Raw genomic sequence first — 17,733 nt, 5'->3', positions numbered from 1 at the left:
CAGGGGCGTGGCGCGTGGAAGGACTATCATGGACATCAAGGCGCTGACGCACACCGACGGTGCGCGCCCGTTGCGGATTGCCTTGTTCTCGGGGAACTACAACTACACCCTGGACGGAGCCAACAAGTCGCTGAACCGGCTGGTTGACCACCTGCAGAGCACGATCGGCGCGCAGGTGCGGGTCTATTCCCCGACCGGGCCCACCCCCGCCTTCGAACCGGCCGGCGACCTCATCTCCGTGCCGTCGGTGAAGATCCCGTTCCGGCGCGACTACCGCCTGGCGCTGGGCCTGCCCGCCGCCCTTCGGCGGGACATCGAAGCCTTCAAGCCCGACCTCTTCCACCTGTCCGCGCCGGACCTCCTGGGCTCGGCGGCGCTCAAGTTCGGACGCAAGCTGAACGTCCCGGTGGTCGCCAGCCTGCACACCCTGTTCGACACCTATCTCGACTATTACGGCCTGGGCCGGCTGCGCCCGCTGGTCCGCAACCAGCTCTGGAAGTTCTACGGCGCCTGCGACTACGTCATGGCCCCGACCGAGGCCATCGGCGACGAGCTCCGAGCTCAGAGCCCGGCCACGCGTGTCCGCACCTGGGCCCGAGGCGTCGACGCCAAGCTTTTCCATCCTGAACGGCGCAGCGAGATCTGGCGCCTCAGCCAGGGCTTCGCGCCCGATCGTCCGGTGATCGTGTTCCTGGGCCGGATCGTCATGGAAAAGGGCTTGGCGACCTTCGCCAGCGCCATCAGCCGGCTCGAAGCGGCGGGGCACGCGCCCCAGGTGCTGGTGATCGGCGACGGCCCTGCCCGAGCGTGGTTCGAAGAGCGGCTTCCGACGGCGGTGTTCGCCGGCTTCCTCTCCAGCGAGGCCCTGGCCACGGCCCTGGCCAGCGGCGATATCTTCCTAAATCCCAGCACCACGGAGACCTTCGGCAACGTCAATCTGGAGGCCATGGCCAGCGGCCTGGCCATGGTCTGCGCCGACGCGCCCAACACCCGAGCCTTGCTGCGCCACGGCCACAACGCCCGCCTCTGCGCGGATCAGCCGTCTGCCTATGCCGACGCCTTGTCGGGGTTGCTGGTCGATCACCAGGAACGGCTGCGACTGGGCGCCGAAGCGCTCGCGCGCAGCGCCGCCTATCGCTGGACGGAGATCCTGGACGAGGTGCTGGGCGTCTATGCCGAGGCCTTGGACGCGCGCCCTGCCCTGCACGCGCTGTCTGCGCCCATGTGGCGCTCCAGCGCCCTGGCCGAGCCGCAACCGGCCGTCTTGCCGGCGATCTGAAAGCCCGCTCATGATCGCGACAATCCTCGACCGCTACCTGCTGAGGCGGGCCCTGACACCGATGGCCGCCGTGCTGATCAGCACGATGGTGGTGTTCCTGATGGAGCGCATCATGCGCTCGTTCCAGCTGCTGTCGCAGACGACCGACGGCTTCAAATATCTGAGCGAGCTGCTGGTCAATCTGGTCCCGCATTATGTGGGGCTGACCCTGCCCGGCGGGTTCTTCATCGGCCTGTTCGTCGTCGTCAACGGCCTCAACAAGAGCTCGGAGATCGACGCGATCCTAGCCAGCGGCACGTCGCTGGGCCGGTTCGCCGCGCCGTTCGTCGGCCTCGGCGTCCTGCTGATGATCTTCAGCGTGCTGCTGTTCGGCTTCGTCCAGCCCTACAGCCGCTATGCCTATCACGCGGTGCTGCACGCGGTCGAAAAGGCCGGATGGAACGGTGACGTGCGGCCCAAGGCCCTGCTTTCCAACGGCCCGCTCTTCCTGACCGCCGATCGCACTGACGCCAGCGGCCGCCATCTGGAGCGCGTCTTCATCCGCAAGATCGAAGCGGACGGCCGCGAGGATGTCCTGACGGCGGTCTCGGCGGTCGTGCGCAGGGATGCCGGCGATCGCAGCGTCACCCTGGACCTGCACGACGGCCAACAGGTGAGCACGACGCCTGACGCCCAGGTCTATGTGACCAACTTCGCGGCCTTCTCCTTCGACGTGCCGCTGTCGCTGTCCGGCAAGCTGTTCCGGGTCCGTGGCGACGACGTCAGCGAACTGACGCTCATCGAGCTGGCCCAGCGGGGGTTTGGCCAGGCCACTCCCACCCTGGCTCGGCAAACCCTGCTGGCCGAGCTCTACGCCCGTGCGTCGCGGGCACTGATCCTGCCCCTGCTGCCGCTGCTGGCCGTGCCGTTCGGCCTCAGCGCCAAGCGCGCTGGAGCGGGCTCGGCGATGGCGACAGGCGGCGTCCTGCTGTTCCTGTTCGAGACCGCGATGATCCTCGGCCAGGCCATGGCCTCGGGCGCGGGCGTTCCGGCGATCTTCGCGGTCGGCGCCCCCGCCGCCGCCTTCGCGGCCATCTGCCTCGCCACCTGGGTCACCAGCCGCAAACGCCCTGGCGAGAACCCAGTCAGCTGGGTCACCCAACGCACCGCCGCGCTCTTCGCCGCCATCGCCCAGGCGTTCGGGGCGCGCCGTGCGGTCGCTTAGAATCGACAGCGCCGACATCCCTCACCTTCGGGTCGGCTTGCCTTCGTCACGCCGCCAAGTCATGTCTCTTGGGCTCACACCGACTCCTCCAGCGGGCCGAAAGCCAGACTCCGATCTTGTCCCCCGAACGCCTCGATCCTCGCGCGCGATGAAGGATGCTTCGCCCGATCTTTCGCCGCTGGCGGCCGCCTATCTGGAACGCCGTGACGACATGCGGCGGTTCTTCCTGGCGCGATTGGGCGGCCACGGTGAAGTCGAGGACCTGATCCAGGAGCTCTATCTGAAGGTCCAGGCGGTCACCGAGGAGCCGATCGAGAATCCGCCGGCCTATCTCTATCGCCTTGCTTCGAACCTGATGCTGGACCGCCTGCGCCGCGCCAAGCGCTCGGGCGCGCGCGACACCGAGTGGCGGCGGACCCATCATGCCACCGTCGGGGCCCTGGACATCGCCGACACCCCGGACGCCGAGAGCGCGGTGATCGCCCGTCAGCGGCTGGAGAAGCTGTCGCAGGCGCTGGAGACCTTGTCGCCAGTGACCCAGCGCGTGTTCCGTCTGCACAAGTTCGAGGGCCTGACCCACGCCCAGACCGCCGAGCGGATGGGTATCTCGCGCAGCGCCGTCGAGAAGCACGTCAGCCTGGCCCTCGGCCATCTGGTCAAGCGGGTGGGCCGATGATTGTGACGAAAATGCCTCACCTTACCGCGATGTGGAGAGGACCTTGCGGCCGCGCGGCGTCATTGTGTCGGCGCCCGTTCCAGACCAGGCGCGAAGGAAGCGCGAACCGTCGATGACCGAGTCCGTCCCACACGATCCGATCCAGCAGACGGCGGCCAACTGGTTCGCCAGGCTGCAGGGCGACGCCGCCCTGGAGGACTGGACGGCGTTCCAGGCCTGGCTTGAAGCCGATCCGGCCCACGCGGCGGCCTATGAGGCGGTCGAGGCGGTGTGGCTGGATCTGGAAGACTTGCCGGCCAACGACATCGAGACCGAGACAGCGCTACTGCCAGCCAACGTCACGCCCCTGCGCCGCCCGGCCGCCGCCTCGCGGCGCGGCCTGCTGATCGGCCTTGGCGTCGCCGCCGCGGCGGCCGTCGTGGCGCTGGTCGTGACGCCCCAACTCACCCAACCGACCTTCACCGACTATTCGACCCGGCGCGGCGAGACGCGCGAGGTCGCCCTGGCCGACGGCTCGCGGCTGACCCTGGGCGGCGCGACCACCCTGCGCGTCCGTCTTGGCGCCAAGCAGCGCGACGTGACCCTGGTCGACGGCGAGGCCAGCTTCGACGTCGCCCATCTGGAGAACAGGCCCTTCGTGGTGGCGGTCGGCGCGCGTGAAGTGCGAGTGCTGGGCACGGAGTTCAACATCCTCAGCCACGCCGGACAGCTGGCGGTCTCGGTGCGACGCGGCCTCGTCGCCGTCTCGGGCGGCCAGGAAGGGACAGTGAGACTGGCGCGCGGCCAACGGCTTGCCCAGTCTCCCGGCGCGGCCGCGAAGGTGACCGATGTCGCGCCGGACACAGCCTTCGCCTGGAAGTCCGGCAAGCTGATCTACGACCGCACGCCGCTGACCCAGGTCGTCGCCGACCTCAATCGCTACGTCGCCACACCGATCCGCGTTGATCCCGGCGCCGCCTCGGTGACAGTGTCGGGCGTGCTGCTGGTCGACGAGGAGGCCGCCATGATCCGGCGCCTGGAACTGTTCGCCCCCATCGTCGCGGAGACGACGCCCAACGGGGTCATCCTCAAGGCCAAGACGGCCCGCCGCTGACCGTGGCGAGCAAGCGCGACCGTCTCTGCGGCCGGTTCTGGGCCACGGCCCTGGGCCTCGGCTTGACGGGTCTCGGTCACGCCGAGGCCGCCCCGCGCCTGTTCGCCGGCCGGCAATCGCCCGTCGTGCGGCTGCAGATCGCCGCCAAGCCCGTCCACGCGGCCCTGATCGATTTCGCCCTGCAGGCGGAGCTATCGCTGGGCGGCGACCTGGAGGCCTGTCGAGGTCAGGCCCCTGCCCTGACCGGACGCCTGCCCATCACGGCCGCGCTCGACCGTCTGCTGGCCGGCAGCGGCTGCGGCTACAGCCAGCCTGATCCTCGCACCGTCATCATCCATCGCCTGGCGGCCCCGTCCCGACCCGTCAAGCCTGCTCCAGCGGCCGTTGCGCCACTGGGCCTGGGCGAGGTGGTGATCACGGCCCAGCGCTATCCCAACCTGCCTGGCCGCACGCCCTACGCCATCTCTGTGGTGTCGGGCGGCGCGATCGAGCGCGAGGCAGTCACTAGCCTCTACGACCTAACGGGCCAGATCGCGGGCATGACGGTGACCAACCTGGGCCCCGGTCGCGACAAGGTGCTGCTGCGCGGCCTGTCGGACGGCGCCTTCACCGGCCAGACCCAGTCGATGGTGGCGCTCTATCTCGACGACGTGCCGATCACCTACAGCGCACCCGATCCGGACCTGCGGCTGGCCGATGTCGAGCGGGTGGAGATCATGCGCGGACCGCAGGGCACGCTCTATGGCGGCGGCTCGCTGGGCGGGGTGATGCGGATCGCCACCCGTAAGCCCGATCTAGACCGCTACCAGGCCAGCGTCCTGGCCGGCCTGGGCGTTACCCAGGGCGGCGGTCACAGCGACGAAGTGGAGGCGATGGCCAACCTGCCGCTGATCCATGGTCGCGTGGCCTTGCGGGCCGTGGCCTATCGCGAGAGCCAGGACGGCTACATCGCCAATCGCGCCCTGGACTTGCGCCGGGTCAACGGATCCGAGCGCGCGGGCGTTCGCGCCAGCCTGCGCGCGGCCCTGACGCCAGGCTGGACCCTGACGCTGGGCGTCACCCAACAGTGGATCGACAATCACGACACCCAGTACGGCCTGCGGCGGCTGGGCCCCAAGGTCCGCGACACGCTCGTGCGCGAACCGCACGACAACGACTTCGACCACACCTCCCTGACCCTCACAGGCGAAGGCGGTTGGGGGCGCGTGACCGGCTCGGTCTCGCGACTGTCGCATCACTTCGCCAGCCGCTACGACGCCACCTCGGTCTCGACACTCTACGGTCTGGCCGGCGCGCCGGCGGCGTTCGACGAGGACAAGGGCATCGACCTGACGGTGGCGGAGGTCACCTACGCCACGCCCAGCCAGCATCGCCTGCATGGCCTGGTCGGCGCCTTCGCCTCGACGGGATCGATCCGACTGAACACCAGCCTGCGCGCCCTCCCCGCCGGCTCGCCCGCCGCCTATGCCGAACGGCGACGCGACGAGATCCGGGAAGTCGCGCTCTACGGCGAGGCGACGTTCGATGCGACTCCGCGCCTGTCGGCGACGGCGGGCATACGCTGGTTCGACTTCCAGTTCGACACGACCTCCCTGGTCACCCAGCCGGCGGGCCAGCGCCAGACGGACCAGGCGGCCGACGCCGCCGGCTTCTCGCCCAAGGTGCTGGTCAGCTACGACGCCAAGCCGGGCCTGCTAGTCTACGCCCAAGCAGCGGAGGGCTATCGGCCAGGTGGTTTCAACACCGCCGGCCGCATAGGGCAGGTCTTCGACATCCCCGGAACTCCGCCCCGCCGCTACAAGGCGGACGAGCTGTGGAACTACGAGTTTGGCCTGAAGCTGCGCGCCTTCAACGATCGCCTGCAGGGCCGCGCGGCGGTGTTCTACGCCACCTGGGAGTCGGTGCAGAGCGACCAGTACATGGCCGACGGCGCGGCCTACACCGCCAATATCGGCAATGGCGACAACAGCGGCTTCGAGGCCGAGGCCGCCTTGCGGGTCGGCGAACGGCTGGACCTGCGCGCAGCCGCGCTGCTCAACGACCCGGAGGTCACCAAGCTCAACCCGGCCTTCAGCACCCACAAGGACGCCAGCCTGCCCGGCGTGGCGCGGACCTCGGCCAGCTTAGGCTTCGACTACCATCGGGACCTGGCCAGCGGCCCAACGCTGCGGCTGCAAGGCCAGGCGTCCTATGTCGGCGGCTCCTACCTGACCTTCGACGCCGACACCGCCCACGAGATGGGCGAGTATCTGGGCCTGCGGGGCGTGGCCAGCCTGACCACGCCGGGCTGGACGCTGGCGGCCACGCTGGACAACCCGCTGAACAGCCACGCCAACAGCTTCTCGTTCGGCAATCCGTTCCTGATCACCCGCGACCAGATCGTCACCCCGCCGCGGCCTCGGACCCTGACCGTGCGGCTGACGGCCCGCTTCTAGCGCGTAGAAGCGGGCCTCGCGCCGCTAGAAGCGGGCGTTCAAGCTGACCTTCGCCGCTCGGCCAGAAGCCGGCGAGATGTTGTTGTTGCTGTCAGCGTACAGGAAGTAGCGCTTGTCGAGGAGGTTCTCGACATTGAGCTGCAGGTCGTAGCGGGCGTTGACCTTGTAGTAGAGCGCCCCATCGACGCGGGTGTAGCCGGCCAGCGAGACGGTGTTGTCGGTCGCGGCGAACCGCTTGCCCATGCTGGTCACGCCGATGGCGCCGCCGAAGGTCTTGTTCGGGTCGTAGCGCAGCCACACCGCGCCGGACGACTTGGGCACGTGGTTGACGCGGTTGCCGGCCCGCACCGTCGCCGACTGCGAGTCCAGGAACTTGGCGTCGGTATAGGTGTAGGACGCCACGATGCTGAGCTGGCGGGTGATCTCGCCCTGGGCGCTCAGTTCCACGCCCTTGGACCGCTGGCGACCGATCGGGATGGTCGGCGAGGCGGCGTTGTTGGGATCGCTCAGCGCCAGAACGTTGTCGCGGTCCAGTTGGAAGATCGCGGCGCTGAGGTTGAAGGTCGGCAGGACGTCCCACTTCGCGCCCAGCTCGTAGTTCTCGTACTTCTCCGGATCCAGGCTCTGGTTGGAGAGGCTGAGGGCCGACAGCTGGTCGCCGCCGCGCGGCAGGTAGCTCTTGGAGTACGAGGCGTAGATCGAGGTCTGGGCGGCCGGCTTGAAGATCGCTCCCACGCGCGGCGACCACAGATTGTCGGTGGCGCTGAAGTCGCGCTGCGTACCGGCGGCCAGGAAGGGATTCCGGTTGGTGACGTCGGTCTGGTAGTGCTCGTAGCGGATCCCGGCCACGACCTGCAGCATCGGCGACAGCTCGATCTGGTCCTGCACGTAGCCGGCCGCGACCTTGGCGATGCTGAAGTTGTGGCCGCTGGTGGCGGCTTCACGCCACTGGATGTCCGGACGGCTGATCTGCGAAGCGGACACGGGCACGAAGATCGTCTGCACGCCGCTGGCGCTGGGCGCGGTTGGGAAGAAGCCTTCGGTGCGCAGGTTGCTGGTGGTCTGGCGACCGAACTCCGCGCCGACCAGCAGGGTGTGCTCCACGCCGCCCGTCGAGAGCTTTGCGTTGAGGTCGGTCTGGTTGATCAGGTTCCGGCGCTTGGCCCCGTTGTTGTAGGCGCTGATGGCCACGATCGAACCCGGCGCATAGACGCCTGCCGCCAAGCCGATCGGGTTGGTCTGGGCCGTGGTGTTCACCGCGCCAGGGAAGACGTTCTGGTAGAAGCGGTCGTAATAGGCGTAGCGCGTGCGGTTGCGGATCGACACGCTGTCGCTGAACCGGTGCTCGACGAAGATCGTGCCGGCGTTGGAATCGACCCAATTGGGGCTCTGGTCCGGATCGCCGAAGAACTGGCCGCGCGGCGTCTCCAGCAGCTTGCCCTGGTAGGACGACACGCCCCGGTCGCCGATGCGCTTGTCGTGGAAGCGCTCGTAGCTGATCGACAGGGTGGTGTCCGGATCGAGCTTGAACGTCGCGGTCGGGTTGAAACCCCAGCGCTTGTTCCAGACGCCGTCGCGGAAGTTGCCGCTGTCCTGCCAGACCCCGGCCGCGCGCAGCGAGATCGTCTCGCTGACGGGCGCGCCGAGGTCGACCTGGGCGCGGTAGTGGTCGTAGCTGCCGGCCTCCACGCGCGCGCCCAGGTGCTGCTGGCCATCGGCGACCTTGGTCACCCGGTTGATCAGGCCGCCGGTGATGCCCCGGCCGAAGATCATGGCGTTGGGGCCCTTGAAGACCTCCAGGCGCTCGATGTTGTAGAGGTCGCGATAGCTCTGGGTGTCGTCGCGCACGCCGTCGACGAAGAAGCTGGCGGTCGTTAGGTTGCCTCGGAAGCTCAGGGTGTCGCGGTTGTTCTCGCCCTGCGAGGAGAAGACGCCCGGCACGTAGCGGACAGCATCGCCGATGCCGTTGGCGGCCTGGTCCTCGATCTGCTTGACCGAGACGACGTTGACCGCCTGCGGCACGTCGATCAGCGCCGTCGGCGTCTTGGTGGCCGAGGTGATCGCGCCCGTCTTGTAGGAGGTCTGGCCGGTGATCGTCACGCCGCTGACCTCGGTGGAGGTCTGCGCCAGGACCGGCGTGGCCAGAAGGGTCGCCGTCGAGGCCAGAAGCAAGGCGCGCGAAGGCGCGCCGCGGAACACGCGGTTGATCGGCATGTGATTGAAATCCCGGACCTGAAGCTCGCTTAAGTGCGAACGATTTTCATTCGCGCCCTATAGCGTCAGGTCCGGGCCGGCTCAGCCGGAAATTTCAAAGCTTGGGAATTTGTATAGCCGCGGAAATAAGCCTGTAATTTCCGCGCCAATCTCAAGACCGCGGCGCGTTCGCCGGCTTCAGGTAGCCATGCATGCCCATCCAGCGGGCGAAGGCGTCGAACCAGCCGGTGCTGGTGGTCGTCTTCGGGTACATGCCAAAGCCGTGGCCACCCTGCTCATAGAGGTGGAACTCGACGGGCCGCTTGGCCGTCCGCCAGCTTTCGATCAGGCCGAAGCCGCCATTCGCGAAGAACGGGTCGTCGGCCGCCAGCGCCACGAACATCGGCGGCGCATCGGCCGGGACGGTCACCGGGGCCAGCGGGCCGTAGATCAAGCCGATAAACGCTGGCTTGGCGTCCTGCCCGCCCAGCGTGGTGGCCATGGTCAGCATGGCGCCGGCCGAGAAGCCGACCATCCCGACCCGGTCAGGATCGACATGCCATTCGGCCGCACGCTTGCGGACCAGCGCGAAGGCGGCGCGGGAGTCGGCGATCTGCGGGGCCAGGCCGGCGATGGCCTGTTCGGGGCTGGGCCGCGGGTTGCGGGCCGTGTTGGAGAACATCTCGGTCATCGACCGTTCGAAGCCAGGCATGTCCGCCGGCGTCTGGTTCAGACGATACTTCAGCACGAAGGCCGCGACGCCCTTGTCGGCCAGGGCTTGGGCGACCTGCCAGCCTTCATTCTCCATGGAGAGAGTCCGGAAGCCCCCGCCCGGCGCGACGATGACCGCAGCGCCCGTGGCCTTGGCCGGATCGGGAAGGAACGGGGTCAGGGTCGCGACGGTGACGTTGCGCGCGAACACGCTGCCGTACTGGCTATGCCAGGATTCAGCGGCGGTCGCGCCCGGCAGCGCGCCGGTGCCCAGCTCGATCGCCTTCGGCTGGGCCGGGATCGCGATCGGCGTCATCTTGTCGGCCTGGGCCTGGACCGGCGCGGCGATCGCGCACGTGATGGCCATGGCGCCGGCGGCGAGGCTCGCGCGCGCCACCCTCACCCAAGCCGACCCACGACTGTTGTTGATCCACACCATGCGCAACCTCCCTTTTTGACTTTGTGACCGGTATCATTCCGGCTTTTACTCCTACAAATAAACGGAGAGGTTGTCACGCGCCGATGGCGGCGTGCTCAGGCCAGCGCCGCGCAGGCCATCTATGCGTGAGAGACAGAAAAAGCCGCCCGAGCCGGCGATGTGACCGAACTCGGGCGGGCCGCCCAGGAGGGGGAAAGCGGGCAGTCGAAAGCTCGCGGCCAAAGGACGAAAGCGGCAAGGCCTCGGCATCAAGTCCAAGGCGGCGCCACGCCCCCGATCTGTAAGACAGATTGCGGAATGGTTGCGTTAACGTAACCGTATTTACTTGAACCTGTCCAACCAATAACAGTGAGAATAGCGATAATCGTGATGCAGGCTGGCGGGCGTCCCCTGCCCCGTGGCGCTGATTTTGAGTCGAGCCGACAATCGACTAGTTAGGATTGCAATGACGGTGGCGGGGTAGACGATTGGCCAGACACGCTGAGGGCGCCCGCGGCCCTACGATCGTCGACGTCGCGGCCGCGGCCGGCGTTTCCCCCATGACCGTGTCGCGCGTGATCAACGATCGCCCGGGCGTCGGTCCCGACACCCGCCTCGTCGTCAGCGAAGCGATCCACCGCCTGGGCTACACGCCCAACGTCGCCGCCCGCAGCCTCGTGACGTCGGCGGAACTGCGGATCGGCGTCGTCTATTCCAATCCCAGCGCCGCCTTCATGAGCGAGTTCCTGACCGGGGTCTACGAAGAGGCCTCCACGCGCGGGGCTCGCCTGATCCTGCTCAAGGGCGGCGAAGGCGGACGGGCGCCCCAGGAGACCGAGCTGAAGAACCTGATCGCGGCGGGCGTGCGCGGCGTGATCCTGGCCCCTCCCCTGGGGGAATCACCCACGGTCCTGCAAGTGCTGCGCAAGGCGCGGCTGCCGCTGGCGGCGGTCGGCGCCTATGGGGTGACGGGCGCCATCTGCGTACGGATCGACGATCGGCGCGCCGCCTACGAGATGACCCGGGACCTGATCGCCCAGGGCCATCGCCGCCTGGGCTTCATCCTCGGCAACCCTGACCAGGCGGCCAGCGCCGAGCGTCTGGCGGGCTTCTACGCGGCCGTGCGGGAAGCCGACGACGTGCAGACGATGATCGCCCAAGGGGACTTCAGCTTCACGTCCGGCCTCGCCGCCGCAGAACAATTGCTCGACGTGTCGCCCACGCCGACGGCGATCTTCGCCAGCAATGACGACATGGCCGCCGCCGCCGTCTCGGTCGCGCACCGCCGCCACCTCGACGTGCCGGGCGAACTGACGGTCGCCGGGTTCGACGACACCGCCGCGGCGGTCACCCTGTGGCCTCCGCTCACCACCGTCCGCCAGCCCGTCCGCGAACTGGCCGCCGAGGCGCTGGGCTTGCTGGCGGCCCAGATCTCCGGGGCCGAGGCCACGCTGGGCGATCACCGCGACCGGGTGCTGGACCACCAGCTCGTGCGCCGGCTGTCGACCTCGCCGCCGTGATCCGGCGCTAGTCGTCGCCTCGCCCCTCGTAGCGGAAGAAGGCGAAGTCGGCGGGGGCCGCTCGCCCCGACATGTCCTGGCAGGCCATGCCCACGAACGCGCCGGTGAAATTGGGCAGCCCGGGCAAGGACGCCTCGTCGGAAAGAATGCTGGCGTCGAGTTCGTCCGGCAGGCCGCGCCAGTCGTTTTCGCGATCCCCGCGCCAGGCGAACCGGAGCTGGTCCAGGTCGACCTCGACCCGCAATTCGATCGGCCCCTCGGGCAGGCTGGCGACCAGGACCTTGAGCGTGCAGCCGCCCGCGTCAGGCGAGGCGGTCATCAGCTGGAGCTGACGCTCACCCGCCTCGCGGCTCACGTGGAGATACTGGAACTTGGTGCTGTTGTAGTAGCAGACCAGCCCGGCGGCCTGCTGGAAGTCGAGCGGATCAAACTCGAGCCGCGTCGTGGCCGTGTAGCGCAGATCCTCTTGCCGCCGCGCCACCAGAGCCTGACGGAAAGGACTGCCGAGGGTTTCGCGCCCGTAGAGACGCAGGCGCCCGGGTCGCGCCGACAGGCTGAAAATCTCGTCCGGATAGGGCGTGCGCAGCCACTGGAATTCGGACGGCAACGTATCGACAGCAAAGCCCCCGTCCCAGTTCTCCTGCGGCCAGGGCGCCGGCGGCAGATCGGGCGCGGCGGGCGCGGGGTCCGGCGCGCCGTCGACCGTCAGGCTCCTGAGCCAGCCGTCTTCGCACCACCGCATCGGCTGCAAGGCCGTCTCGCGCCCCAGGACGCAGCGTTGCCGACCAGGTAGCGGCCGACCGCACAGATAGGCCATCCACGGCGTCCCGTCGGCCAGCTCGATCAGGTCGCCATGCCCTGCCCGGGCCAGCGGGCCATCGCGCCGACCGCCGGACGACAGGACCACCGCGTCGGGATGCAGCTCATACGGCCCGAACAGGTTGCGCGAGCGGGCCATGACCACCGCGTGCCCCCATCCCGTGCCGCCCTCGGCCACCAGCAAGTGATACCAGCCGTCCCGCTTGTAGAGATGCGGCCCCTCGGTGAAGCCCCTGTCCGTGCCCTGGAAGATCAGCTGGCGCTCGCCGATCAGCGCGCCAGTGGCGCGATCCAACTCCTGTATGACGATGCCGGCGAAGCGCGGCCTGTCCGGGCGATGGTCCCAGAGCATGTTGAGCAGCCAGCTGCGCCCGTCGTCGTCATGGAACAGCGCCGGATCGAACCCACTGCTGTTGAGATAGACCGGGTCGGACCAGACGCCATCGATCCGGTCGCAGGTGACCACGTAGTTGTGGAAATCCCTCAAGGTCACGCCCGTCGCGCCGTCCAGGGTCGACTGCCCGAACCGCTTGACGTCCGTATAGACCAGCCAGAAGCGGCCGTCGGCATGGGTGAGATCCGGCGCCCAGACCCCGCAGGAGTCGGGGTCGCCGCGCATGTCCAGCTGGGACGCCCGCGCCAGGGGCCGGGCCGCCAGGCGCCAGTGCGCGAGGTCGCGGCTGTGATGAATCTGGACGCCCGGAAACCACTCGAACGTCGAGGTCGCGATGAACACGTCCTCGCCGACGCGGACGATCGACGGATCCGGATTGAACCCTCGGAGGACAGGATTACGAAGCTGGGACATGTCGTTTACGCACAAGGGTCCAAAGCAGCGCGGCGCCGACGAGGTCGAGCAGGCCGAGGATGACGAAAAAGGGTCCGTAGCCGACCTGGTCGACGAGTTTGCCGAGGATCAGGGTGAAGACCAGGATGCCGAGGTTGCCCGCCAGCCCCGCGAAACCGGCGACGGTCGCGACCTCGTCGCGACGGAACAGGTCCGACGCCATGGTGATCACCGTCACCGACAGGGTCTGGTGCGCGAAGCCGCCGACGCAGAGCAGCGCCAGGGCGACGTACGGATTGGTCGCCAGACCGACCAGCGTCATGGCCGTCATCAGCACCGCGCCCAGGCTGAACGCCCAGCGGCGGGCGTCGACCAGGTCCACGCCTCGCTTCTGCAGATAGGCCACGACCGCGGGGCCGAACAGGCAGCCCAGGTCGGCGGCTAGGAAGGGCAACCAGGCGAACAGGGCAAGCTGCTTCAAGTCGAAGCCGCGCTCGCGCATCAGGTAGAGCGGCATCCAGAACGACAGCATCCCCCACACGGGATCGGCCAGCATTCGCGGCAAGGCGATGCCCCACAGGTCGCGGCGGCGCACCAGTTGCGCCAGGGAGGCGCGCTTGCCGCTCGCCGTCAGTTCGGCTTCCTGGCCCTGCTCGATGTGGCCGCGCTCGGCCTCGCCAAGCCGACGATGCTGAGCCGGGGCTCGGTACCAGAGGACCCAGGCCACGACCCACACCAGGCCCAGCGCGCCGGCGACGACGAAGGCCAGCCGCCAGCTGCCCATCAAGACGGCCCAGGCGACGAGCATCGGGGCGAACACCGCGCCGAACGAAGCGCCGATATTGTAGACACCGCCGGCGAAACCGCGCTCTCGCGCCGGGAACCACTCAGCGATCAGCTTCTGGCCGGCGGGCTGGGCCGAGCCCTCGCTCAGGCCCAGGGCCAGGCGCAGCCCGGCGAACGGCAGCCATCCCTGGGCGAAGATGTGGGCCATCGTGAACAGGGACCACAGGATCGCGCAGACGGCGAACCCGAGCCGCAGCCCGACGCCGTCCAGGAAGAAGCCCACAAGAGGCTGGAGCATCACGCCCAGCTGGAAGGCGCTGGTGATCCACGAATACTGCTCGTTGGAGATCGATTGCTCGCTCAGCACCATCGGCGCGGCGACGCCCAGCACCGATCGCGACAGGTAGTTAAGCACCATCGCCAGAACGAACAGCCCCAGAATGGTCCATCGGATATAGGCGAAGCGCGGACGGCTATCGTCTCGACCGTCATTGCGAACTGCTGACACGCCCCCTCCTCCGATAACGTTATCATTCTCGATGGGTTGAAATTCCAACCCTGCTTGGCGCCGCTTGACCAGTCGGCGCCCACTCCGAGTAGCGAACCGGAACGATCGTTTCAACGATAATATGTCGGAGTATTGACTCCGCGCCGGTGACCATACCAAGATCAACGATAACGTTACCATCGCGATCAGCCATGGCGACGATCAAGCACGCAGCGCCGGTGAGCCTGCGGATAGGGAGGGATGAGAATGAACGCCAAAGGCATGATGTCTTCGGAGGGCGGCGGCGCACCCCGCGACGCCCAGATCGAAGCTCGGAATAACACCGCTCAGGTTCGGAACCGCGTCCTGCAGTCGGCCAGCGCCGTCGCGATGACGGCCGCCCTGTTCGCCGCTGCGCCTGCTTTGGCCCAGACCGCCCCTGCCCCGGCGGCGGCCAACGACTCGGCGACCGTCACCGAGATCGTCGTCACCGGCACGCGCATCCAGACCACGGGCTTCACCGCTCCGACGCCGACCTCGGTGATCGGCGAGGCCCAGATTCAGAACAACGCCCAGCCAAACATCTTCGCGACCATCGTCCAGCTGCCGTCGCTGCAGGGCTCGAGCGGTTCGGCGACCAACACCTTCAGCACGTCGAGCGGCCAGCAGGGCCTGAGCTCGTTCTCGCTGCGGGGCCTGGGCACGATCCGCACCCTGACCTTGCTGGATGGCCAGCGCGTGGTCGGCGCGTACTACACGGGCGTCACCGACGTCAGCCTGTTCCCGCAGCTGCTGATCCAGCGCGTCGACGTCGTGAACGGCGGGGCCTCGGCTTCCTACGGTTCGGACGCGGTGGGCGGCGTCGTCAACTTCATCACCGACACCCGCTTCGAAGGCCTGAAGGGCAACGTCCAGGCCGGCATCTCGAAGTACGATGACAACAAGCAGGGCCTGGTGCAGTTGGCCGGCGGCCGCAGCTTCGCCGATGACCGTGTGCACGTGGTCGGCAGTGTCGAGTGGGCCAAGGAGAACGGCGTCGGTCCAGGCGACTTCGGCACCAGCCTGGCCGGTGGTCGCGACTGGTTCACTCAGACGACGATGATCAACCGCAACGTCACCAATGACGGCTCGCCGCAATACGTGATGCGCGACAACGCCCAGCCCTACGCCTACACCAAGTACGGCCTGATCACGGCCGGCCCGCTGCAGGGCATCGCCTTCGACCAGAGCGGCAACCCGTTCCAGTTCCAGTACGGCTCGAACGGCGTGCCGTCCAAGACCGCCGGCGGCGCGGTCACCGGCTGCTTCCCCGGCTTCTGCGTCGGCGGCGACCTGTCGGGCAATGTCGACAGCGGCCGCACCCTGCAGTCGAAGATCGAACGCAAGGTGGGCTACGGCCGCATCGGCTACGACTTCGCCGAAGGCAGCGAGGCCTATGTCTCGTTCAACCTGGGCCAGGTGAAGACCAGCAACCAGCCCGTCAACGGCATGAACCGGACGGGCCTGACGCTGCAGTGCGCCAACCCGTACCTGCCCGCCTCGGTGCAGGCCGCCTGCGCGACCGCCGGCATCACTAGCTTCCAGTACGGCGTCAGCAATGCGGTGCTGCCCAACACCAAGGTCCACACCGATCGTCGTCAGTACCGCGTCGTCGCCGGCCTGAAGGGCAAGTTCGCGGCGGTGGGCTCCGATTGGACCTATGACGCCTATTACCAGCACGGCGAGAACAAGACAGCCATCGACGTCGACCACATCATCCTGACGCCGCGCTTCAACCAGGCGATCCAGGCCATCACGCTGAACGGCGCGATCGTCTGCGCCGATCCGGTCGCGCGCGCCAGTGGCTGCCAGCCGCTGAACATCTTCGGCGGCAAGCCTCCCTCGGCCTCGGCCCTGGAATATGTCCAGCCCGCCAACGGTCCATTCCAGCGCCTGCTCATGAAGCAGGACGTGGCCAGCCTGAACTTCTCGGGCGCGCCGGTCGATCTGTGGGCCGGTCCGCTGTCGGTGGCCTTCGGCGCCGAGTATCGCCGGGAATACTACACCGTCCGCGCGGACCCGTACGGCGCCGGCATCGCCGATCGCAGCCCGAACAGCGGCGCCTATCCGGCCGATCCGCTGATGTCGTCGCTCGGCAACAACTGGCACGCGGGCAACTACAAGAACGGCGACGGCGAATACAACGTCAAGGAAGCCTTCCTGGAAATCGACGTGCCGCTGTTCAACAACGACACCGTCGGCCGCGCCAACTTCAACGCCGCCGCGCGAGTGACCGACTACAGCACCTCGGGCACGATCTGGACCTGGAAGGCCGGCGGCACCTGGGACACGCCGATCGAGGGCCTGCGCTTCCGCGGCGTGACCTCGCGCGACGTCCGTGCGCCCAACCTGTCGGAACTGTTCGCCGCGCCGGTCACCACGACGCTGCCGAACTTCTTCGACCCGGCGAACAACCGCAACGTGGTGGCGATCCAGAACGCGGTCGGCAATCCCGACCTGACGCCGGAAATCGCGCGCAACTCCCAGATCGGCGTGGTCCTGGCCAATCCGTCCTGGCTGCCCGGCTTCAGCGCGTCGTTCGACTACTACAAGATCAAGGTCGACGACGTCGTCTCCAGCCTGGGCGCGGCCCAGATCGTCGACTACTGCTTCCGCAACATCCTGCCGCAGACCTGCAGCGCCTATAACCTCAACAACAGCAGCGGCCCGAACTACATCAACGTCCAGTCCTTCAATCTGGCGTCGATCAAGACCAGCGGCTTCGACATCGAGGCCAGCTATCGTTGGCAGCAGCCGCTGGGCCTGTCGGGCAACTTCACCCTGCGCGCCCTGGCCACCCACATCCGCGACTTCTGGACGGACTCGGGCCTGCCCGGCACGATCCCGGTCGACTCCGCGGGCGTGAACCAGGGCAACACGCCCAACTGGAAGTGGCTGGCGATCCAGAGCTACGAGACCGACCGCTTCAGCCTGACGCTGCAGGAGCGCTGGTTCACCGACGGCAACTACGGCAACCAGTACGTCGTCTGCGCCGCCGGCAGCTGCCCGGTCTCGACCGTCAACAACCCGACGATCGACAAGAACTTCATGCCGGGCGCGTTCTACATGGACGTCGGCGGCACCTACAACATCCGCAAGGACGTGACCGCCTACTTCAAGGTCGACAACCTGTTCGACCGCGATCCGGCCAAGTCTCCGAACTACGCCAATCCGGCCCTCTACGACATCATCGGCCGGATGTACCGCGCGGGCGTCCGCTTCCGTTTCTAACCGAGGTTCCCCCTCGATCGACTGAGGCCAGGCGCTTAGCGCCTGGCCTCTTTTT

The 17,733-nt window shown here is 67.9% G+C and carries 11 protein-coding genes; 7 read left to right on the top strand and 4 right to left on the bottom strand.

What is annotated here, in order from left to right:
- Nucleotides 1-28 precede the first annotated feature (28 nt).
- The 5 genes from AC07NI_RS03935 (at nt 29) to AC07NI_RS03915 (ending at nt 6,687) form a co-directional block, all read left to right on the top strand.
- A complete protein-coding gene (locus AC07NI_RS03935; protein WP_494616364.1) occupies nt 29-1,279 on the top strand; it encodes a glycosyltransferase family 4 protein in 1,251 nt (416 codons plus the stop codon).
- Between the two features lie 10 nt (nt 1,280-1,289).
- Nucleotides 1,290-2,483, top strand: a complete 1,194-nt coding sequence (locus AC07NI_RS03930) for an LptF/LptG family permease (RefSeq protein ID WP_494616363.1) — start codon at nt 1,290-1,292, stop codon at nt 2,481-2,483.
- 148 nt (nt 2,484-2,631) lie between these two features.
- Nucleotides 2,632-3,159: an RNA polymerase sigma factor gene (locus AC07NI_RS03925; protein WP_494616362.1), complete on the top strand. Its 528-nt coding sequence runs from the start codon at nt 2,632-2,634 to the stop codon at nt 3,157-3,159.
- A gap of 112 nt (nt 3,160-3,271) precedes the next feature.
- On the top strand, nt 3,272-4,252 hold the full coding sequence (locus AC07NI_RS03920) for a FecR family protein (protein ID WP_494616361.1): 981 nt from the start codon (nt 3,272-3,274) through the stop codon (nt 4,250-4,252).
- 2 nt (nt 4,253-4,254) lie between these two features.
- Complete coding sequence (locus AC07NI_RS03915; protein WP_494616360.1) at nt 4,255-6,687, top strand: TonB-dependent receptor; 2,433 nt, start codon at nt 4,255-4,257, stop codon at nt 6,685-6,687.
- Between the two features lie 24 nt (nt 6,688-6,711).
- Here AC07NI_RS03915 and AC07NI_RS03910 read toward each other — a convergent pair whose 3' ends face one another.
- Nucleotides 6,712-8,901 carry a TonB-dependent receptor gene (locus tag AC07NI_RS03910; RefSeq protein WP_494616359.1) on the bottom strand — a complete coding sequence of 730 codons (2,190 nt, stop codon included), beginning with the start codon at nt 8,899-8,901 and terminating at the stop codon, nt 6,712-6,714.
- A gap of 151 nt (nt 8,902-9,052) precedes the next feature.
- Entirely contained in the window at nt 9,053-10,030 is a 978-nt protein-coding gene (locus AC07NI_RS03905) for an alpha/beta hydrolase (RefSeq protein ID WP_494616358.1), read from the bottom strand.
- Nucleotides 10,031-10,533: 503 nt separating this feature from the next.
- Between AC07NI_RS03905 and AC07NI_RS03900 the strand changes: the two genes are divergently transcribed.
- Entirely contained in the window at nt 10,534-11,529 is a 996-nt protein-coding gene (locus tag AC07NI_RS03900; protein WP_494618259.1) for a LacI family DNA-binding transcriptional regulator, read from the top strand.
- Nucleotides 11,530-11,536: 7 nt separating this feature from the next.
- Here the strand turns inward: AC07NI_RS03900 and AC07NI_RS03895 are convergent, their stop codons facing one another.
- Both AC07NI_RS03895 and AC07NI_RS03890 read right to left on the bottom strand, forming a co-directional pair.
- Entirely contained in the window at nt 11,537-13,156 is a 1,620-nt protein-coding gene (locus AC07NI_RS03895) for a glycoside hydrolase family 43 protein (protein WP_494616357.1), read from the bottom strand.
- The gene (locus AC07NI_RS03890; RefSeq protein WP_494618255.1) at nt 13,140-14,339 is read right to left on the bottom strand and encodes an MFS transporter; all 1,200 of its coding nucleotides are present in this window, start codon (nt 14,337-14,339) and stop codon (nt 13,140-13,142) included. The genes AC07NI_RS03895 and AC07NI_RS03890 overlap by 17 nt, the downstream gene beginning before the upstream one ends.
- A gap of 459 nt (nt 14,340-14,798) precedes the next feature.
- On the opposite strand from AC07NI_RS03890, the gene AC07NI_RS03885 reads away from it, so the two are divergent.
- Nucleotides 14,799-17,678: a TonB-dependent receptor plug domain-containing protein gene (locus AC07NI_RS03885; protein ID WP_494618249.1), complete on the top strand. Its 2,880-nt coding sequence runs from the start codon at nt 14,799-14,801 to the stop codon at nt 17,676-17,678.
- The last annotated feature ends 55 nt before the right edge of the window (nt 17,679-17,733 follow it).

It is taken from the genome of Caulobacter sp. GW821-FHT10E02, assembly GCF_059415225.1.
Note: the sequence above shows the minus strand (reverse complement) of the source record. Positions and strands in the feature narration are given on the sequence as shown.